This is a genomic window from Burkholderia anthinoferrum (assembly GCF_002925705.1).
Classification (GTDB): Bacteria; Pseudomonadota; Gammaproteobacteria; order Burkholderiales; family Burkholderiaceae; genus Burkholderia; species Burkholderia semiarida.
On record NZ_LFZP01000071.1, the window covers coordinates 47,730 to 67,990 of the forward strand.

The following is a 20,261-nucleotide window of genomic DNA, read 5'->3' on the forward strand; positions in this document are numbered from 1 at the left end:
GCGTCTCCTCGTTGGTGGGCACGGACTTCATTGTGTCGCGCCGGCGCATGCGGAAATTTCGGTTTGCACGACTGGAAATGCCGGTTTTTTCCGTATTGCCGCGCGCCGGCGCGAACTTTCACAACCAGTCCGGCACGCCGCCGGAGGTGCACTTCACGACCTTCGTCACGATGTACGTGAAGTAGCGCTCGATGCCAAGATCTTCCATCAGCAACGCATCGATGAAGCGCTGGTAATGGTCGATGTCGCGCGCGACCACGTGCAGCACGTAGTCCACGCCGCCGCCGGTCGCGTAGCACTGCGCGACCTCGGGCGCCGCGGCCACGCGATCCTCGAAGCGTCGCATGTCGGGCGCGGTATGCCGCGACAGCGTGACCTCGACGACGATGCGGCTGCCGGAGCACGCGCCGATCCAGTCGACGTCCGCGCGATAGCCGCGGATCACGCCGCTTTCCTCGAGCTTGCGCACGCGCTCCCATGCCGGCGAAATCGACAGGTTCACGGCTTCCGCGAGTTTCGACTTCGTGATGCGCCCGTCGCGCTCGAGCAGGCGCAGGATCGCGAGGTCGTATCGGTCGAGCTTGATCACGTCGTGCGCGTCCTCATACGGCCACCGGAATGTTGCGCTCGACGATGTCGGCCACCACCGCGATCGTGTCGCCGGGCTGCACGATGCCGGGGAAGTGCCGGGCCGCGAGCAGCCCGCGCCGCCGTGCGACGTATTCGATCGGCGTGACGCCCGTGCGATCGATGTCGTGCACGCGCGCGAGCACGTCGCCGGCGTCGACCTCGGTGCCGAGATCGCGGCACATCTCGAGCAGCCCGCGATGCTCGCTCGTCGTGAAGCACGAACCGTCCGGCATGTCGAGCAGCGTCGTCGTACGCGGCGCGTTGCCGTCGATCACGTCCTTCGCGATCACGCCCGCATGCGCGAGGAACCCATACACGCCGCGCTCGGCGATCGCGACGCTCGCTGCCGTCGACGTGCCGCCGCCGCCCAGCTCGGTCGACACGAATACCTTGCCGGCCTCCTCGGCCGCGCTGTCGTAGAGGCCGACGCTGTCGAGTTCCAGCATGCGCATCGAATACGGCGCGCCGAACGCGCGCATCGCGCGCTCGCACCGCGCTTCCTGATCGCGGTCCGCCAGCACGTGAATCGCCGCGAACGGCACGAAGTCGAGCGTGCGGCCGCCCGCGTGAATGTCGAGCACGTGCGTCGCGAGCGGCAGCAGGTGACGCTGAAAGTAATCGGCGATCTTCTCGGTCGCGGTGCCGTCCGGCCGGCCGGGGAAGCTGCGGTTCAGGTTGCCCGCATCGATCGGCGACGTGCGGCAACCGGCGCGAAACGCCGGGTAGTTCATGAACGGCACGACGATCACGCGGCCGGTCACGTCGGCCGCCTTCAGCGAGCCGGCCAGCTTCGACAGCGCGACCGGCCCCTCGTATTCGTCGCCGTGATTGCCGCCGGTCAGCAACACCGTCGGCCCGTCGCCGCGCTTCACGACGGTCACCGGAATCATGATCGCGCCCCACGCGGAATCGTCGCGCGAGTAAGGCAGCTTCAGGAAGCCGTGCTGTTCGCCGTCCGCGTCGAAATCGACGGTCGGCGTAATCGGGGAAGCACGCATCGCCCTACTCCTTCACGAACAGCTTGCGCGGCACGTTGCAGAACGTCTCGACGCCGGTCTCGGTGATCAAGATGCTTTCCGTGATCTCCAGCCCCCAGTCGTCGAGCCACAGCCCCGGCATGAAATGGAACGTCATGCCGGGTTCGAGCACCGTCCGGTCGCCCGGACGCAGGCTCATCGTGCGCTCGCCCCAGTCGGGCGGATAGCTCGCGCCGATCGGATAGCCGCAGCGGCTGTCCTTCTCGATGCCCGCACGGCGCAGCACCGCGAAGAACGCATTCGCGACGTCCTCGCACACGTTGCCCGGCTTCGCGGCCGCGAGCCCGGCCTCGATCCCTTCGACCACCGCGCGCTCGCCTTCGATGAAGTGCGCGGGCGGCTTGCCGAGGTAGACCGTGCGCGACAGCGGGCAGTGATAGCGGCGGTAGCAACCGGCGATCTCGAAGAACGTGCCGGCACCGCGCGCGAACGTCGAATCGTCCCACGTCAGGTGCGGCGCGGCGGCATCCGCGCCGGTCGGCAGCAGCGGCACGATCGCCGGATAGTCGCCGCCGAAGCCCTCCGCGCCGCCGATGCCGGTCGCATAGATCTGCGCGACCAGGTCGCTTTTCTTCATGCCGGGCTCGATCGTCTCGACGATGTGCGCGTGCATCCGCTCGACGATGCGCGCGGCCACGCGCATGTACTCGATCTCGCGCGGCGACTTCACCGCGCGCTGCCAGTTCACGAGCGCGGTCGCATCGACCCAGCGCGCGGCCGGCAGATGCCGCTGCAGCGACGCGTACGCCGCCGCGCTGAAGTAGTAGTTGTCGAGCTCGACGCCGATGCGCAGCGTGCTCCAGCCGCGCGCAGCGATCACTTCGGCGGACAGGTAGTCCATCGGATGACGGGCCGTCGACTGCACGTAATGATCGGGATACCCGACGATGTTTTCGTGCGCCATGAACGCGGTGCGCTTCGCGCCGTTCGCGTCCTGGCCGCGGCCGAACCACACGGGTTCGCCGTCCAGCGCCAGGAGCACGCATTGGTGCACGTAGAACGACCAGCCGTCATAGCCGGTGAGCCAGCCCATGTTGGTCGGGTCGGTGACGATCAGCAGGTCGATGCCGGCCCGCTCCATCGCCGCGCGCGTCTTCGCGATCCGCGCAGCGTATTCGCTGCGATCGAACGCGAGACGCGGCGCGGCTTCGTAGGTTTCGATGACTGCGGCCATCTGTCTCCTCTCAGGTCGTGAGGTCGTTGTGGAAAATCGTGCCGACTTCCGCCGCGCGGGCGCGTTGCAGCGCAAGCACGGCAATGGCGGTGTCCTGCGCGCCGGTGCCGGTCAGATCGCAGATCGTGATGTCGTCGCGATGCGTGCGGCCGTCGCGGCGGCCGGCGATCACTTCGCCGAGTTCGGGGAACATGGCATCGGCCGGCACCACGCCGGCCGCGATCGCATGCGCGAGTTCGCCGGCCACGCGGGTCTGCTGCAACCGGTCGCAGAAGTAGTGCGCGGCGCCGAACACCGACGGCGCGAGTTCGGTCTTGTAGTCGGCGTCCGAACCCATCGCCGTCACGTGCAGCCCGGGATGCAGATCCTCCGCGTGCACGAGCGGCGCGCGGCTCGGCGTGGTCGTCACCGCGATGTCGGCGTCGGCGAGCGCCGCGTGCACCGAGCGCGCGACGATCGCGTCGATCCCGTATGCGGCGCGCACGTCGGCCGCGAATCGCGTGGCACGCTCGGCATCGCGCGCCCACACCGTCACATGCGTGATGTCGCGCACGAGCATCAGCGCGTCGAGCTGCAGCCGGGCCTGCTCGCCCGCGCCGACGATCGCCGCGCGGCGCGCATCGGCGCGCGCGAGCCGGCGCGCGGCCACGGCGCCGGCCGCCGCGGTGCGCACGGCCGTCAGGTAGCCGTTGTCGAGCAGCACGGCCTCGGTCAGGCCGGTGCGCGCGGACAGCACGAGCATCAACCCGTTCAGGCTCGGCAGCCCGAGCGACGGGTTGTCGAAGAAGCCGGGGCTGACCTTGATCGCGAAGCTGTCGAAGCGTGGCAGGTAAGCGGTCTTGACGTCCACTTCGGCATGGCGCTCCGGCAGCGGGAGATTCAGGATCGGCGGCATCACGACGGCGTCGGTCGCCAGCGACGCGAACGCGGCCTCGATCTGGTCAATCGCGGCCAGATCGAGCGGCACCAGCGCGCGCAGTTGCGCCTGGCCGAGCAACGTGACGGGACGGGTCATGTCAGTTCTCCGAAACGAGCCGGCGATGCGCGGCCATGTCGATGTTCGCGCCGCTCACGACGACCACGATCGGGCCGCCGCGATCGCGGCGCGCGATCCGTTCATCCAGCAACGCGGCGAGGCCGACCGCGCCGGCGCCTTCGACGACGAGCCGTTCTTCCCGATACGCATGCGCGATGCCGCGCGCGATCGACGGCTCGTCGAGCAGCACGACGTCGTCGGCCAGCGCGCGCGTCATGTCGAACGTGTAGCGGTTGTCGAGGCCGATGCCGCCGCCGAGCGAATCGGCCAGCGTCGGCTGCTCGGCGACGTCGACCGGGCGGCCGGCCGCGAGGCTCGCATGCATCGCGGCGCCGCGCGCCATCGATACGCCGATCGCCTCGACCGCCGGCCGGATCGCCTTCGCGGCAAACGCGACCCCGCTGAACAGGCCGCCGCCCGACAGCGGCACGACGAGCGTCGCCGTATCGGGCAGCGCCTCGAGAATCTCGACGCCGATCGTCGCCTGGCCCGCGATGATGCGCGGATCGTCGAACGGCGGCACGTACGCATAGCCTTCGTCGCATACCAGGCGCCTTGCTTCGGCCTGCGCGTCGTCCTGGCTGTCGCCGACGATCACCACGCGCGCGCCGAGCGCCGCGACCGCATCGACCTTGTTGGCCGGCACGAGCGACGACATGCAGACGGCCGCGTCGATGCCGAGCGCGCGCGCCGCGTACGCGAGCGCGCGACCGTGATTGCCCGTCGACGCGGTGACCACGCGCGTCACGCGCTGCGCCGCGAGTTCCGCGAGCACGTTGGTCGCGCCGCGCAGCTTGAAGCTGCCGGTCGGCTGCAGCGTTTCGAGCTTCAGGTAGACCGGTGCGCCAACGCGCGCGGACAGCGCGGCGGATGCAACGAGCGGCGTACCATCTGCGCGCCCGGCGAGGCGGCGGCGCGCGCGGTAGACGTCGGACAGCGACAGGAAGGACATGGAACGCACGCCTCGCGACGAATGTGATGCGATCCAGTCTAATGTTCCAAATCGCGCTTTCGAATGTCCTGATACATTGCGCGCGACGTTGCGGCGCCGCCGCCGGTTCAGTGGAAATCGTTCAGGTGCGGATACTGCTCGAACACGCCCGCGATCGTCTCGAGCGCAGCGTTGCACGCGGCATCGGTGGTTTCGGCGCCGATGCACACGCGCACCGCGTTCGGCCGCTCCGTGCCGCCAACCAGAAACGGATCGGGCGACGTCACCGCGATCTTGCGCGTGCGCAATTCGCGCACGATCCGCTCGGCCTGCCAGTAGTCGGGCACGCGCAGCCATGCCGAAACCGCATTGGGATGCGCGCCCAGCACATACGGCCCCAGCGCGGCCCTCACCATCGCCTGACGCACGGCGAGCCGCTGGCGCTGCAGTTCGACGAGCCGCCGCGCGGTGCCGTCGGCGATCCAGCGCGTCGCGATTTCCGCGATCGGCGACGTCGCCATCCAGCTGCTCACGCGCAGCACGCTCTCGACGCGCAACGCGAGCCGCCGCGGCATCGCGAGATAGCCGGTGCGTAAGCCCGTCAGCACCGATTTCGTCATGCTCGTGCAGTAGAAGCCGAGCTCCGGAATCAGGCTGGCGATCGGCGTGGCCGTCTTCTCGGGCAGCGGACCATACACGTCGTCCTCGATCACGTACACGCCGTAGCGCGTCGCGATGCGCGCGATCGACCGCCGCCGCGACTCGGTCATCATCGACACGGTCGGGTTATTGAGGGTCGGCGTGCAGACGAGCGCGCTGATCCGCTCGCCGTCGCACATCTCCTCGAAATGTTCGGGACGGATGCCGTGCTCGTCCATCTCGAGCCCTTTCAGCGTAAAGCCGAGCACGTTCGCGGAGCCGATCACGCCGTGATCGGTCAGGCTCTCGCACAACACGGTATCGCCCGGCCCGACGATCGACGCGAGCGCGAGAAAGATCCCGTGCGCCGCGCCGTTCGTAACCAGCAGCGATTCGCGGTGCACGGGCATGTTCAGCGACGCGAGCCACGCGGCGCCGGCGTCGCGATGCGCATCGAGGCCGGCGATCGGCCGGAACGACCGGATCCACGGCTGATCGTCGGCGCCCGCCAGCGCCGCGCACACGCTGCGCCACGCGGCATCGTGCTCCGGCGTGTGGACGATGCGGGCGATCGAGAAGTCGACCAGTTCGCGCTCGGTCGTATCGAGGATGTAGTTCGACATCGATTCGGTCACGCGCGCGGCCACGAAGCTGCCGCGGCCGACCTCGCAGCGGATCAGCCCCTGGCGCTCCAGCTCCTTGTACGCGTTGGTGACGGTCTGCACGCTGACGCCGAGGCTCGACGCGACGTCGCGCTGCGGCGCGAGCCGTGCGCCCGGCGCGAGCGCGCCGGTCTCGATGTCGCCGGCGATCGCCTTCACGAGCCGCTTGTATTTCGACTCGATGCCGTGCACGGCGCCGATCGCGTCGCGCCAGCCTGCCGATACCTCGGTCCGTCCCATCTCGATGTCTCCGTCATGGCTTCCGCATGGTCGCTCAGAAAGACACCCTGAAAATATTGTCCTAGTGCAATCGCGCGCGAAAGCAGGACGTTGCGGGTCGAAACGGGCCGCGCAAGCGGCGTGCCCGGCATGCGTACGCGCCCGGCTCTTCAATTGATCGGACGAATGTCGGGGCGGCGGCGCGGAATGCGGCACGCGCGGGCGTACTTCGTGTTGCCGGACAGTTCTCGTTCCGACTATTCGATATGGTCGCCGCGCCGGACATGCGGGTTCGCGGTCGCCAGCCTTGCTTGACCACGGCCGGCACGCCGCCTGGATTGCTTCAGGTAGGCCGGCCGTGCCGCCTGCGATGTGTCATCCGGTTGGCAAATACGATAGTTTGCTATCGAATCTTTTTGCCCCTATCATCTCGCCCATGACCAATCTGCACGATCTCCGCCTCGCCGTCAGCAGCCTGCTCGTGCTCACCGCGCGCAAGTGGCGCCGCACCAGCGACGGCGTGCTGACCGCGTACAACGTGTCCGAGGCCTGCGCGACGCCGCTCCTGATCGCCGGGCGCCTCGGCGAAGGCGTGCGGCAAGGTACGCTCGCCGAACACGTCGGCATCGAAGGGCCGTCGCTCGTGCGCCTGCTCGACCAGCTGTGCGCGGCCGGCCTCGCGCGCCGCGACGAGGATCCGCACGACCGCCGCGCGAAGACGATCTCGCTGACGGCCGCCGGCCGCGCAGTCACCGCGAAGATGGAGGAAGACCTGCGCGCGCTGCGTGCACAGGTGCTCAAAGGCGTGTCGCGCGCCGATCTCGAAGCCACGCTGCGCGTACTGAACGCATTCAACGCAGCCGACGCGCCCCCTGGGGCTTCGCCCCCGTCCCACTCCGCCGATTCCGCGTCATGACCTATCCGAGCCTCCGCGACTGGCTGTTCTCGGGCAAGACGTTCGCCGCATCGATGCTGGCGCTGTACCTCGGCCTGTATTTCCAGTTGCCGCGCCCGTACTGGGCGATGGCGAGCGTGTACATCGTGTCGAACCCATTCGTCGGCGCGACGCGCTCGAAAGCGCTGTACCGCGCGCTCGGCACCGCGCTCGGCGCGGCCGCCGCGATCTTCTTCGTGCCGCCGTTCGTCGAGACGCCGCTCCTGTTCAGCATCATCGTCGCGACCTGGTGCGGCACGCTGCTGTACCTGGCGATCTCCGATCGCACCGCGCGCAGCTACGTCTTCATGCTCGCCGGCTATACGATGCCGCTGGTCGCGCTGCCGACCGTCACCGACCCGTCCACGATATTCGACGTCGCGATCGCGCGCACCGAGGAAATCGTGCTCGGCATCGTCTGCGCGAGCGTGGTCGGCAGCACCGTGTTTCCGAACCGGCTCGCGCCGACGCTGATCGAGCGCACCGACGCGTGGTTCAAGGACGCCGCGTTCTACGGCCGCGAAACGCTGTCCGGGCATCTGGCCGGCAAGGCGCTGTCCGCGTGCCGGCAGCGGCTCGCCGCGACCATAACCGGCCTCGAGTTCCTGCTGAGCCAGCTGGGCTACGACCATGCGCATCCGCGCCTGCTCGCGCGGGCGCAGGCGCTCGCGGGCCGGATGCAGTTGTTCCTGCCGCTGATGTCGTCGCTCGCCGATCCGCTGGTCGCGCTGATGCGCGACCTGCACGTGCGCCCGCCCGCGCTCGACGCGCTGCTGGCCGACGCCGCGAAGTGGTTCGACGCGCCGCTGCCGGCCGTGAAGACCGGCACCGACGGCGACATGGCGCACGATCCGGTCGCGGACGACCTGCGCGCGCGCATCGCCGCGCTGCAGCCGCCCGCCAGCGCGCTGGCGAGCTGGGACGGCGCGCTGCTGTCGAATGCGCTGTGGCGGCTGCGCCAGGTCATCGACATCTGGCAGGACTGCCGCTCGCTGCGTGCGCTGATCGCGAACGAGTCGGGCGTGTGGCAGCCGCGCTACCGGCACTGGCGGCTCGGCGGCACCGAGCGCTTCTTCGATCGCGGGATGATGCTGTTCTCGACGCTGACCGTCGTGTTCGCGATCGTGTTCGCGTGCTGGCTGTGGATCTCGTCCGGCTGGCACGACGGCGCAGCCGCCGTCACGCTCGTGGCCGTGTCGTGCAGTTTCTTCGCCGCGCTCGACGAGCCGGCGCCGCTGGTGTTCAAGTTCTTCCTGTCGACCGCCGCGAGCGTCGTGTTCGCCGGCCTGTACCTGTTCGTCGTGCTGCCGCACGTGCACGATTTCGCGATGCTCGTGCTGATGTTCGCGGGCCCGTTCATCCTGATCGGCACGCTGCTGCCACGCCCGCAGTTCAACATGGTGACGATGCTCGTCGCCGTGAACACGGCTACCTTCATCAGCATCCAGAGCGCGTACGAAGCCGATTTCTTCGTGTTCCTGAACAGCAACCTCGCGGGCGTCGCCGGGCTGCTGTTCGCGTACGTGTGGACGCGCGCGACGCGCCCGTTCGGCGCGGAACTCGCGGTGCGGCGCCTGCTGCGCTCGGGCTGGGAGGACGTCGCGCGCTCCGCGTCGACGCAGCCGCTCGACGACCAGCGCAACCACGCGTCGCGGATGCTCGATCGCGTCACGCAACTGCTGCCGCGCCTCGGCGCGTCCGACGATCACCGCCACCCGTCGATCGAAAGCTTCCGCGACCTGCGCATCGCGCTGAACGCGCTCGACCTGCGCCGCTCGCGCCGCCGGCTGTCGGGCGACGTACCCGACGCGATCGATCGCGTGCTGGCCGGCGTCACCGATCACTACGCGCGCTGCGCGGCCGCGAACGCGCGCCAGCCCGTGCCGCCCGCGCTGCTCGCGACGATCGACGACGCGCTGCGGCGTGTGGCCGGCAGCACCCTGCCGGGCGCCGCGCCGGGCGACGGCGCCGCCTCGCCCGCCGTACCAGCCGCGCACCGCCGGCTGCGCGACACGCTGCACGCGCTCGTCGGGCTGCGCCTGTCGCTGTATCCGGCCGCGACCGCACAACCGCCGCAGGCGCCGGACGGAGCGCACGCATGAACCGGCTTTCCACCCTGTCCTTCCGAGCGCGATCATGATCGGCGAAATCGATATCTTCGGCGTGTTCGTGCCGGCCCCGCTCGTGCTGATGCTGATCGCCTACCTGATCAACATCGTCGTGCGCGCGGTGCTCGAGCGCGTCGGCTTCTACCGCCTCGTCTGGCACCGTTCGATCTTCGACCTCGGCATCTACGTGTTCGTGCTGGCCGCCGTCGTGATCGTGTCCCACCAACTCGTGGCTACCTAACGTGAAAAAATCCTGGCTCTCGGCAGGGCAAGTCCTGCTCACCCTGATCGTCGTCGTCGTGGCCGGCCTCGTGCTGTGGCGCATCATCAACTACTACATGTTCTCGCCGTGGACGCGCGACGGGCACGTGCGCGCCGACGTGATCCAGGTCGCGCCGGACGTGTCCGGTCTCATCACGTCGGTGCAGGTTGCCGACAACCAGGAGGTCAAGCGCGGCCAGGTGCTGTTCGTGATCGACCAGGCGCGCTACGCGCTCGCGGAGCGGCTCGCCGAAGCGACACTCGCGCAGCGCCGCGCGACGCTGGCGCAGGCGAAGCGCGAATACGCGCGCAACCTGCAGCTCGGCAACCTGGTCGCGAGCGAACAGGTCGAGGAAAGCCGCACGCGCGTCGAGCAGGGCGAAGCCGGCGTCGCCGATGCGCAGGTGTCGCTCGACACCGCGAAGCTGAACCTGCAGCGCACGACGATCGTCAGTCCCGTGGACGGCTACCTGAACGACCGCGCGCCGCGCGTCGGCGAATACGTGCCGGCCGGCCGCGCGGTGCTGTCGGTCGTCGATCGCCATTCGTTCCGCGTCGACGGCTACTTCGAGGAAACCAAGCTGCGCGGCATCCATATCGGCCAGCCGGTCGACATCATCGTGATGGGCGAGCCGCATGCGCTGCGCGGCCACGTGCAGAGCATCGTCGCCGCGATCGAGGATCGCGACCGCACGCAGGGCGCGAACCTGCTGCCGAACGTGAACCCGGCATTCAGCTGGGTGCGGCTCGCGCAGCGCGTGCCGGTGCGCGTCGTGCTCGACGAGGTGCCGGACGATTTCCGGATGATCGCGGGCCGCACCGCGACCGTATCGATGCGCGGCGCCGACGCGCGCCGCAACGCCGACGCGAAGCCGACGGCCGGTGCCGGCACGGCGCCCGCGGCATCCGGCGCGGCGGGAGCATCGCAATGAAGCGGCATGCCCTGCGCGTCGCGGCGACGCTCGCGCCCCTGGCGCTTGCACTCAGTGCATGCAAGTCGGTCGGCCCCGACTACACGCTGCCGCAGCAGGCGTACGTCAATGCGCCGCTCGCGAATCACGCGCTCGACGACGCGAACGGCGCGCTGGTGTCGCGCGACGCGGTGCCCGGCAACTGGTGGCAACTGTACGACGACCCGGTGCTCGACGGGCTCGTGCGCGATGCGCTGAAGTCGAACACCGACCTGCGCGTCGCCGCCGCGAACCTCGCGCGCTCGCGCGCGGCCCTGGTGGCCGCGAATGAACAGGGCGGATTCTCGGGCGGGGCGGAAGCGGCCGTGCAGCGCGCGCAGGAATCGGCCGAGCAGTACCTGCTCGAAAACAAGCTGCCGGTCGTCAACGAAGGTATGGTCGGCATCAACGTGTCGTACGAGCTCGACCTGTTCGGCAAGCTGCGGCGCGGTGTCGAAGCCGCGCGCGCGGACAGCGAGGCCGTCAAGGCGGCCGGCGACCTCGCGCGCATCACGGTCGTGGCCGACGTCGTGCGCGCCTACGTCGAAGCATGCTCGGCCGGCGACGAACTGGCGATCGCGAAGCGGTCGCTCGCGCTGCAGCAGCAACGCGTCGCGCTGTCGCAGCGGCTGCGAGATGCAGGACGCGGCAACCAGACCGACGTGACGCGCGGCGTGACGCAGGTACGCACGCTCGCCGCCGACATCCCGCGCTTCGAAGGCCGCCGCAAGATCGCGCAGTACCAGCTCGCCGCGCTGCTCGCGCGCGCGCCGGCCGACCTGCCGAAAGCCGTCACCGAATGCGAGCGCCTGCCGAAGCTGCGTCAGCCGATTCCGATCGGCGACGGCGCCGCGTTGCTGCGCCGCCGCCCCGACGTACGCGAAGCCGAGCGGCAACTCGCCGCCGCGACCGCCCGGATCGGCGTGGCGACCGCCGCGCTGTACCCGTCGGTCAGCATCGGTGCATCGGCCGGCTCCGTCGGCGTCGCCGCCGACCTGTTTTCATCCACCACGAATCGCTGGTCGTTCGGACCGCTGATCAGCTGGTCGTTCCCCGTCAACGGCCAGCGTGCGCGCGTGCGCGAAGCCGAAGCCGCGACGGGTGGCGCGCTCGCGCACTTCGACGGCGTCGTGCTGAATGCGCTGCGCGAAACGCAGTCGAGCCTCGCGACCTACGCGGCCGACGTGCAGCGCACCGATGCGCTGCGCACAGCGTACGAATCGGCCCGCAATTCCGCCGACGAAACCCATCGTCTCTATGCGGCGGGCCGCGAGTCGTTCATCTCCGATCTCGACGCGACGCGCACGTTGACGAGCGTGCGGGCGCAGGTCGCGGCGGCCGAAGGTCAGGTCGCGGCCGACCAGGTGCGGCTCTTCCTCGCGCTCGGCGGAGGTTGGGAGAGCGACGGCGCGACAGGCACCGGCTCCCGCGCCGCGACACCTGCGAGCGGCCCGTCAGCGCCGTAGCGCCAGCGCCGTCGGCCCCGTCACGCAGGTATGACGGTACACGCGGTGGCCGCGAGTTTTCGCCGGTTCGCGCCGTGGCATCCGCAGCGCGCCGCGCCCCGCGTTGACGGTACACTCGCCGATGCACTTCCATTCATCTGCCGCCGCTGCCGGCCCGGCCGCGGCACCCACCCGGAGAGTCATCATGCGAACCAGCGCCCGCAACCAGTTCGCCGGCCAGATCAGCGCCGTCAAACCCGGCGCCGTCAACGACGAAATCACGCTGCGCACGCAGGACGGCCTCGAGATCGTCGCCGTGATCACCCACGGCAGCGCGGCGTCGCTGGGCCTCGCGGTCGGCACGAACGCGTTCGCACTCGTCAAGGCGTCGTCGGTCATCGTGATGGTCGGCGTCGACAGCAGCAAGGTGTCGGCCCGCAACTGCGTCGCGGGCACCGTCGCGTCGGTCGCGAAGGGCGCGGTCAATTCGGAGGTCGTGATCAAGGTCACGAGCGGCGCGGAGATCATCGCGATCGTCACCAACGACAGCGTCGATCGTCTCGGCCTCGCGAGCGGCGCCGCCGCATCCGCGATCTTCAAGGCATCGAGCGTGATCGTCGGCGTCGAGTGATCGCGTGACGATCGCGATGGCGATTCATTGTGCGCCGCGCATGCCCGTCAAACCGCGGGCGGGTTGCCGGCGCGCGTTCCGCGCTTCCAACCTGATCCGGCCGCGCGCGGCTCGCGGCACGCGCATGCCGGCGCATGCTTCTGCAACATGCCGGCAACCGCCATGGCCGACCAATGACCGGCTTTCCGCGCTTCCCATAAACGGTCACCTTGCGCCCCCCGGCGCGCGTCGCTCACGACGCGGTCAATGCCGATGCCGGTGATGAATGTCCGGAAAATGCGCGTGGCTGTGCGCGATCGGCAGATGCACGTGCGGATGCGTGTGCGGTTCGTCGCCGTCATACGGGAAGTCGTGCGTGTGTTGGTGATGGTCGTCGTGCCGATGCCGATGCGTATGCTCGAGCCGCTCGTGCGCATGCGTGTGTTCGTGCCGTTCGCGCACATGCAGCCAGATGCCGAGCGCCATCAGCGCGGCCGCGATCCAGAACGTCGCGGGCGGCAGTGCCGGCCAGATCAGCAGCGACAGCACGACCCCGAACAGCGGTGCGATCGAAAAGTACGCGCCGGTGCGCGCGCTGCCGAGATGACGCAGCGCGACGACGAACAGCACGAGGCTGATCCCGTAGCCGCCGAGCCCCGTCAGCATCGCCGCCGCCGTGACCGGTATCGCGGGCAGCGTCGCGCCGGTCGCCAGCGCGATGCCGATGTTCACCGGCCCCGCGATCAGCCCTTTCAGGCACGCGATCACCATCGCGTCGTTCGCGGCCACCTTGCGGGTCAGGTTGTTGTCGATCGCCCAGCACAGGCATGCGCCGACGATCAGCAGCGCACCGACCGGCACACCGGCGCGGCCCGGTGTCCACGACAACAGCGCGCCGCCGGCGACGATCGCCACCATGCCGACGAACACCTGCGTATCCACGTTCTCGCGGAACACGACCCACGCGATCACAGCCGTCAGCACGCCTTCGAGATTGAGCAGCAACGCGCTCGTCGCCGCCGGCGTGGTCGACAGCCCGAGCATCAGCAAAGCCGGGCCGGCCACGCCGCCCGCCGCGATCGCGCCGGCCAGCCAACGCAGGTCCGCGCGCTGCAGCGGTGCGGCATCCGCGGTTGGCGCGCGACGGCCGTACCAGCCGCGCAACAGGATCCCGATGCCGAGCCCGACGCCACTGCCCAGATAGAAGAGGCCTGCGACCATGAACGGTGACATCGCGCCGATCAGCGCCTTGGCGAGCGGTGTCGCGGCGCCGAACAGCGTGGCGGCGGCGAGCGCGACGAAAATCGCGGAATGTCTCGGGTTCATGATCCGGTTTGAATTGACGTTGAAGAGCCCAGCTTGGCATCAGCCGGCATCGGCTATCTTTCGGGATGCAAGCCGCATGCACGCGCCGAGCGGCCGTAAACGGACGATCCAATCGCAATTATCGCGCGCCATCATGTCACGACGGCCGGATGGGATCGCACGCACGGAAATCGACGTTTCCCGTCTATCAATTCGGAAACCGAAATATATGACTGAAGCTGCAATTTGCTCGGCTATGCAAACCGTCTACGCGGGGATATGAAAAAGGCGGAGCATCGCGCATGCGGCGACGTTCGTTGTCCGGTCGTGTGGCTCGTTCAACGAGAGAGGGATGCGTACCGGCAGATCGGACGCCGGTGGAGGGAGTCCCGGCCTGCCTCGGTCCAGGCAGGCCGGTCTGTCGTGTCATGCGCCGCATGCGACGGGCATGTTGGCATGTGCGGTGCAACGAGCCGCGGCGCGATGCCGATTAGTCGTTGCTGGCCGTTTGCTGTTCGACCTGCGGCGCGGCGTCGTTCTGCACCTTCGCTTCCGCTTCCACTTCGGCTTGCGCCGGCTGCGGCGCGGCAGCGCCCTCGGCCTGCTGCTCGGCCTTCGGCTGCTGCGGCGCACCCTTGGCCGATTGTGCCGCGCCCTTGCCCGGACGGCGAGCCTTCAGCCGGCGCGCGCGCGCCGCGTCGTCGTGCGTCACGCGCCCGGCTTCGTTGCCCTGCAGGTCGACGCGCACCGCGTCCTCGACAAGGCACGACCAGTAGCGGTTGCCGCGGCACCACGTCGACATCGCTTCGCGCAGTTCGGCTTCGTTGAGACCGATGGCCTGCGCCTCGCGTGCGAGATCGTCCCAGATGCCGACCTTGAGCGGTACTTTGGGGGCCGGATTCTTCGGGAATGCGCGCGGAAACTTCCGCTGCAGTTTGCCGATTGCGACGATGACCGGATCGACCGGGGCCGACGGCTTCGCCGAAGCAGGCTTCGCCCGATGCTGCGCCTGGGCGGCGGCGCCCGGCTTGGCGCCGCGAGACGGCCGGTCGCCGGACTTCGGCTTCGCGCCGGCGTCCGTCGGCGCTGCCGGCCGCTTCGCGTTGCGCTCCTGCTTGGCCTTCGCTGCGAGCTGCGCCCGCAATTCGGCAAGTTGTTCAAAACCCATAAATTCAATCCACCAGGAATATAAGGTGTGGTTCGTGCGGCCCTGCCGCGCGGCTTGCAAGCTTCGCCGCCATGCGTGCGGCCCGTCTGCCGCCGGTGCGGAACACTACGGGGCCGCATCGCGCACGTCACTCTGCTTTCAGGCACCCGGCCTCGATGCCGGACAAGGCAGGAGTGGAAGTATACCGGTACGCGGGACAGCCGGCTGACTCGCCGGTCCGCATTTGCCCGATCCAGGGTGCCGGAAATGCGTCCGCGCGGTCGTGTTGCGCATTATATGGATACGTTTCCGGATGTCACGCCATTAGAGGCCACTACCGGAAATCGGGGCCGGGGCGACATGCGATGAACGGTGTTCCGCGTGACGGATATCGAACCGCGGCGCGTTGCGTCGCCTTCGGACATCGCGTCGCACGCCCGCGCCTCGTTTGCGCCGGCATCGCTGTACGACTCGTTGCGTCCGCATCGATCGTGGCGCGGACGAAGAGATCGGAAAGTGCGTAGTATGGCCAAGGCAACTTCGTTGGCGGCAGGGCGTGCGTGCTTTTCACCGCGCGCCCGATCGGCCGGGCGCAATCCCGTTGCCTGCGAAAAGGCCCGGTGACACGAGATGGAGCGAATGCATGGTTTCCCAAGACGACACGCCGCACGACGGCATCACGCGCGAGGAGATTCACCATCGGCAGATCGACATGCGCGGGTATCGACGCAGCGATGGCCTGTTCGAAGTGACGGCGTGCCTCGCCGACCGCAAGACCAGCGATTTCACGCCGCCCGGCGGCGCACGGACCGTCGCGGCGCTGACGCCGCTCCATGATCTGGGCGTGACACTGGTCTTCGACATCGACATGGTCGTGCGCGCCGTATCGACGTTCATCCGTTCGCATCCGTATGCGCAGTGTCCGGGCGGTGGCGACTCGCTGCAGGCGCTCGTCGGGTTGAACATCGGCGCCGGCTGGAACAGCGAGGTGCGCAAGCGCCTGCCGTCCTGCGACACGTGCACGCACCTGAAGGAATTGCTCGGCCCGATCGCCACGACCGCCTATCAGACGATGGTCGGCATGCGGCGCTCGTCGCTCGATTACCGTGACAGCGAAGGAAAGCCGCTCAAGATCGACAGTTGCTACGCATACGGCGCGTCGCGCGACCTCGTGAAACGTCTTTGGCCCGAATACCATCGATCCGCGGCAACCGCAAAGGACAGTTGAAGCCTTGGCATTCGGCCGATTCGGTGTTGTTTGCGGAATCGGTATTGCGCGAACAGCCGCAGATCCGCCCTGTGCCGATTCGGCAAATCGGCACCGCCGCATCCGTCGTCAGAAAACCCCCAGCGCGAGCCCCGCGGCAAGCCCCGCACCCAGTTCGGCGCAGCGCGCAAGCTCGTCGACGCCGATCGTCTTCGTCGCGAGAATACGCTCCGGCGTCTGCGCATGCGTGCAGACGATCAGGCCGGGCGCGACGCTCTTCAGCCGCCACCCGGTCGCGATCCGGTCGATCTGGCGCAATGCGTTCTGCCCATCGCTTCCGGCGCAGATCATCGCCGCATACGGACGGCCATTCACGCGATCGAGCGCCCCGTAATAGCAGCGATCGAAAAAGTCCTTCATCAGCCCGGACATCGCCGCAAGATTCTCGGGCGTCGCGAACAGGTACGCGTCGGCGGCCAGCACGTCGTCTGCGTTCGTCGCGTCCGCGCGCTGCAACCTGACGTCGACACCAGGCTGCGCGCGAGCCGCATCGGCAGCCGCTTCGGCCATCTGCTGCGTGCCCCCGGTCATCGTGTGATAGACGATCAACAGCGTCTTCATGGATAGATGCTCACGTTCGGCTTCGGATGCGTCGACGATATCGCTGTTTTGGCCGGCCGCGCGGCCGTCACATGCGGGCGCCATGTTGCGTCGGTTGCCCGGATCGGCGGGTCGGCCGACGCCCCGTCGGCGCGTGCATCGACCACGATGTCGATTTGACCGCGCCTGCGGATGCTTTCGGATGCGCGTTCAGTCTTGCGTGCGACGCGACACGGCGCCGTCGTCCGGTCGCGCGTAGTACGCGAGGAACATGTCGGCAGCCGACTCCGCGACTTTCTGTTGCTCGTGCGCCGTCAGCGGCGGCTGCCCCATCGTGATCTGCGGCCAGAACGCGAACGCCTTCACGGCGCCATGCAACTGATGCGCGGCGAACACCGGATCGGTCACCGCCAGACGGCCGGCCGCAGCCGCCGCCCGCACCCACACCGTGACGTCTTCCTCACGCTCGCCGAGGCGTTCGACCATGTCGCGGGCCCGTTCCGGCGAATGGATGGCCGCGCCGATCGCGACGCGCGCGAGCGCGAGAAAGGCCTCGTCGTTCATCAATCGCAATTTGCGGTCGAGCAGCGCAAGCAGTTGCGCGCGCAACGGCACGTCGGCGCGATAGGTCGGCGACTTGCCGGTCCGAGTCGCATCCCACAGCTTGTTCAGGATTGCAGCGAACAGCGTCTCCTTGCCCGGAAAGTGGTTGTAGACGGTGCGTTTCGACACGCCCGCGCGTGCAGCGATGCGATCCATGCTCGTCGCATCGTAGCCGGCCGCAAGAAATTCCTCGATTGCCGCATCGACGATCGCCGCGCGCTTGCGGTCGGTCAGACGCTGGGGGGGAGTACTGGTATCCATGCGGAAATTTTACACCGGGCAGTTTACTTATCTCGAAAATAAACTACACTGCTCGGTGTACTTTATTCTCCGGATGAACCGACATGGCATCGCCTCTCGTTTTGATTCACCGCGTGCTGGGTTTCGCGGCCGCCCGGCGTGGCCGGACGCTGTCCGGCGGTTCGCCGCAGCACAATGGCGAGCGCTTTGCCAATGTCGCACCGCGCCCTGCCGAAGGATTGGGCAAGACGCTGGGGATCGCGTGGAACATGCTGGTCAACAAGCCGCGCCATACCGTGCCCGCCGGCGCGCTGCCCGTCGATTCGCTCACCCGCGCGGAACTCGACGCGGCGCCCGATCGCAGCCTGTACCGCCTCGGCCATTCGACGCTGTTGCTGAAGCTGCGCGGCGAATTCTGGCTGACCGATCCGGTGTTTGCGGAGCGCGCATCGCCGTTCCGGCGCATCGGCCCCAAGCGCTTTCATGCGCCGCCGATCGCGCTGGAAGATCTTCCGCCGCTGCGCGGCGTGGTCCTGTCGCACGATCACTACGATCACCTCGACCGCGACACGGTGCTCGCGCTGGCCGCAACCACCGGCGTGTTCGTGACGACGCTCGGTGTCGGCGATCGGCTGATCGAATGGGGTATCGACGCGACCAAGGTCCGCCAGCTCGACTGGTGGCAAAGCATCGACGTAGCGGGCCTGACGCTGACGGCGGCCCCCGCCCAGCACTTCTCCGGGCGCAGCCTGTTCGACGGCAACAGTACGCTGTGGGCGTCGTGGGTGATCGTCGACGACGATCTGCGCCTGTTCTTCAGCGGCGATACCGGCTATTTCGACGGCTTCCGCGAGATCGGCGAGCGCCTGGGGCCGTTCGACGTCACGCTGATCGAAACGGGCGCCTATGATGCGCAATGGCCGTACGTGCACATGCAACCGGAAGAAACCGTGCAGGCGCACATCGATTTGCGCGGACGCTGGCTGATCCCGATCCACAACGGCACGTTCGACCTCGCGATGCATCGCTGGCAGGAACCGTTCGAGCGCGTCACGGCGCTGGCGCTCGTGCGCGGCATCGAGCTGTCGACACCGAGGATGGGCGAACGCGTCGATCTCGATGCCCCGCATCGTGGCGAACGCTGGTGGCGCACGGTCGACGAGCGCGCGGCAGCGCCGGCGGCGAAATCGCGACGCTGGCAGCTTTGCGCATCGGAGGCGACGAAGTAGTTCGCCAGTCCCGGCACGTGCCTTCCGGAAGCGGGCCGTCGGACCTATCCGCGATTCCGGGCGGTGCACTCGTTGCCAGCCGCCCCTGCACGTCGACTGCCAGCCCGTCGACCCGATTACCTCAATAGAGAAGATGCATCCGGTACCCCTCCGATACCTGCCCGCCCAACGAGACGACGCCGCCACCATCGCGGCGCTCGACCAGGCAAGCCACCGTTCAACCGGCCGCGGCCGCGAGAACGAACTGCGACAGATGCTCGCGGAGCGCGTCGCGAGATGGACCGATGGTGTCGATCATCTCAACACGGCCATTCCCAATCTGAGCTTTCATCGACGGGAAGCGCCGACGCAGCCGATGGAGTGCATGGTCGAGCCGAGCTTCGGCCTCGTCGTTCAGGGCGCGAAGCGGGTCATGCAGTGCGGGGATGCGTACCTTTACGACGCCGATCGCTTTCTGATTACATCTCTCGATCTGCCCGGTTCGACGCAAATCATCGAGGCCAGCCCCGGCAAACCGTTTCTGGGGCTCGGCCTGAAGCTGGATTTCCGCGTGATGGCCGATCTGATGATGCAGGTCGCGCCGGTTCACGACGATGTACCAGCAGGCCGTGGACTCGTCGTCGGCGACATGACTGAACCGCTGTACGACGCGCTCAACCGATTAGTCGCGCTGCTGGACGACCCGAACGCCATTGCCGTTCTCGCACCGTACATCGAGCGGGAAATCTACTATCGGCTGTTGACGAGTGACCAAGGCGCCCGCCTGCGCCAGATCGCCTCCACCGGCAGCCAGTGCAACCGCGTGTCGCGCGCGATCCGGTGGTTGCGTGCTCACTATGACGAGTCGTTGCGCGTCGATGATCTCGCGGCACAGGTTCAGATGAGCAGTTCGACCTTCCACCACCACTTCCGTCAACTCACCGGCATGAGTCCGCTGCAGTATCAGAAATGGATACGGCTCAACGAGGCTCGCCGGCTGATGCTGGCGGAGCGGCTCGACGCTGCGTCGGCGGCATTCAGGGTCGGGTATGCGAGCCCGACTCAATTCAACCGCGAATATAGTCGGCTGTTCGGTAATTCTCCCCGTAGGGATATCGACAGCCTGCGAGGTAGAGCGGATGTCGCTTTGTCTCTCGTCGCGAGTTATTGAGCGCGAGGGGTAGCGGTCGATATGTGCCGACTTTGACGGCATTCATAACGTGCGGGATTAGGTTCTCGCATACGACGTCGATGGGGCTCACGCTGTTCCGAAGACTACGTTGCACCGACCACGCTCGGGACTCCTCCCGCACAT

General features: G+C 68.1%; 19 protein-coding genes. 9 read left to right on the forward strand and 10 right to left on the reverse strand.

What is annotated here, in order from left to right; genetic code table 11:
• Positions 1-118: 118 nt before the first annotated feature.
• From C5F75_RS35030 to ehuR, 6 genes are all read right to left on the reverse strand, one after another.
• Positions 119-589: an Lrp/AsnC family transcriptional regulator gene (locus C5F75_RS35030; protein WP_059579495.1), complete on the reverse strand. Its 471-nt coding sequence runs from the start codon at positions 587-589 to the stop codon at positions 119-121.
• Between the two features lie 13 nt (positions 590-602).
• Entirely contained in the window at positions 603-1,628 is a 1,026-nt protein-coding gene (gene doeB / locus C5F75_RS35035; protein WP_059579499.1) for a N(2)-acetyl-L-2,4-diaminobutanoate deacetylase DoeB, read from the reverse strand.
• A 4-nt stretch (positions 1,629-1,632) separates the two neighbouring features.
• Positions 1,633-2,841, reverse strand: a complete 1,209-nt coding sequence (gene doeA / locus C5F75_RS35040) for an ectoine hydrolase DoeA (protein WP_059579502.1) — start codon at positions 2,839-2,841, stop codon at positions 1,633-1,635.
• A 10-nt stretch (positions 2,842-2,851) separates the two neighbouring features.
• Positions 2,852-3,856: a cyclodeaminase gene (locus C5F75_RS35045; RefSeq protein ID WP_104013455.1), complete on the reverse strand. Its 1,005-nt coding sequence runs from the start codon at positions 3,854-3,856 to the stop codon at positions 2,852-2,854.
• A 1-nt stretch (position 3,857) separates the two neighbouring features.
• Positions 3,858-4,829, reverse strand: coding sequence for a hydroxyectoine utilization dehydratase EutB (gene eutB, locus C5F75_RS35050; RefSeq protein WP_059579506.1), 972 nt, complete (start codon positions 4,827-4,829; stop codon positions 3,858-3,860).
• 107 nt (positions 4,830-4,936) lie between these two features.
• Positions 4,937-6,349 carry a MocR-like ectoine utilization transcription factor EhuR gene (gene ehuR / locus C5F75_RS35055; RefSeq protein WP_059579509.1) on the reverse strand — a complete coding sequence of 471 codons (1,413 nt, stop codon included), beginning with the start codon at positions 6,347-6,349 and terminating at the stop codon, positions 4,937-4,939.
• A gap of 415 nt (positions 6,350-6,764) precedes the next feature.
• On the opposite strand from ehuR, the gene C5F75_RS35060 reads away from it, so the two are divergent.
• The 6 genes from C5F75_RS35060 to C5F75_RS35085 all read left to right on the forward strand — a co-directional run bounded on the left by C5F75_RS35060 (position 6,765) and on the right by C5F75_RS35085 (position 12,657).
• The gene (locus C5F75_RS35060; protein WP_059579512.1) at positions 6,765-7,244 is read left to right on the forward strand and encodes a MarR family winged helix-turn-helix transcriptional regulator; all 480 of its coding nucleotides are present in this window, start codon (positions 6,765-6,767) and stop codon (positions 7,242-7,244) included.
• Complete coding sequence (locus C5F75_RS35065; protein ID WP_059579515.1) at positions 7,241-9,364, forward strand: FUSC family protein; 2,124 nt, start codon at positions 7,241-7,243, stop codon at positions 9,362-9,364. Before C5F75_RS35060 ends, C5F75_RS35065 begins: the two co-directional genes overlap by 4 nt.
• 34 nt (positions 9,365-9,398) lie before the next feature.
• Positions 9,399-9,611 carry a DUF1656 domain-containing protein gene (locus C5F75_RS35070; protein ID WP_006481008.1) on the forward strand — a complete coding sequence of 71 codons (213 nt, stop codon included), beginning with the start codon at positions 9,399-9,401 and terminating at the stop codon, positions 9,609-9,611.
• A 1-nt stretch (position 9,612) separates the two neighbouring features.
• A complete protein-coding gene (locus C5F75_RS35075) occupies positions 9,613-10,563 on the forward strand; it encodes an efflux RND transporter periplasmic adaptor subunit (protein ID WP_059579517.1) in 951 nt (316 codons plus the stop codon).
• Complete coding sequence (locus C5F75_RS35080; protein ID WP_059579520.1) at positions 10,560-12,047, forward strand: efflux transporter outer membrane subunit; 1,488 nt, start codon at positions 10,560-10,562, stop codon at positions 12,045-12,047. Before C5F75_RS35075 ends, C5F75_RS35080 begins: the two co-directional genes overlap by 4 nt.
• Before the next feature lie 184 nt (positions 12,048-12,231).
• A complete protein-coding gene (locus C5F75_RS35085; RefSeq protein ID WP_059579522.1) occupies positions 12,232-12,657 on the forward strand; it encodes a TOBE domain-containing protein in 426 nt (141 codons plus the stop codon).
• 243 nt (positions 12,658-12,900) lie between these two features.
• Here the strand turns inward: C5F75_RS35085 and C5F75_RS35090 are convergent, their stop codons facing one another.
• Both C5F75_RS35090 and C5F75_RS35095 read right to left on the reverse strand, forming a co-directional pair.
• A complete protein-coding gene (locus tag C5F75_RS35090) occupies positions 12,901-13,962 on the reverse strand; it encodes a DMT family transporter (protein WP_104013456.1) in 1,062 nt (353 codons plus the stop codon).
• Positions 13,963-14,431: 469 nt separating this feature from the next.
• A complete protein-coding gene (locus C5F75_RS35095) occupies positions 14,432-15,109 on the reverse strand; it encodes a ProQ/FinO family protein (protein ID WP_059641113.1) in 678 nt (225 codons plus the stop codon).
• A gap of 622 nt (positions 15,110-15,731) precedes the next feature.
• On the opposite strand from C5F75_RS35095, the gene C5F75_RS35100 reads away from it, so the two are divergent.
• Positions 15,732-16,316: a DUF2889 domain-containing protein gene (locus tag C5F75_RS35100; protein ID WP_104013457.1), complete on the forward strand. Its 585-nt coding sequence runs from the start codon at positions 15,732-15,734 to the stop codon at positions 16,314-16,316.
• A gap of 108 nt (positions 16,317-16,424) precedes the next feature.
• On the opposite strand, the gene C5F75_RS35105 is transcribed toward C5F75_RS35100, so the two are convergent.
• Together C5F75_RS35105 and C5F75_RS35110 are read right to left on the reverse strand one after the other, a co-directional pair.
• Positions 16,425-16,916 (reverse strand): flavodoxin family protein, encoded by a 492-nt coding sequence (locus C5F75_RS35105; RefSeq protein ID WP_104013458.1) that lies wholly within the window; start codon positions 16,914-16,916, stop codon positions 16,425-16,427.
• A gap of 189 nt (positions 16,917-17,105) precedes the next feature.
• Positions 17,106-17,759 (reverse strand): TetR/AcrR family transcriptional regulator, encoded by a 654-nt coding sequence (locus C5F75_RS35110; protein WP_060310037.1) that lies wholly within the window; start codon positions 17,757-17,759, stop codon positions 17,106-17,108.
• 83 nt (positions 17,760-17,842) lie between these two features.
• Between C5F75_RS35110 and C5F75_RS35115 the strand changes: the two genes are divergently transcribed.
• On the forward strand, positions 17,843-18,967 hold the full coding sequence (locus tag C5F75_RS35115) for an MBL fold metallo-hydrolase (protein ID WP_104013459.1): 1,125 nt from the start codon (positions 17,843-17,845) through the stop codon (positions 18,965-18,967).
• 133 nt (positions 18,968-19,100) lie between these two features.
• Positions 19,101-20,117, forward strand: a complete 1,017-nt coding sequence (locus C5F75_RS35120; RefSeq protein WP_104013460.1) for an AraC family transcriptional regulator — start codon at positions 19,101-19,103, stop codon at positions 20,115-20,117.
• Positions 20,118-20,261 lie beyond the last annotated feature (144 nt).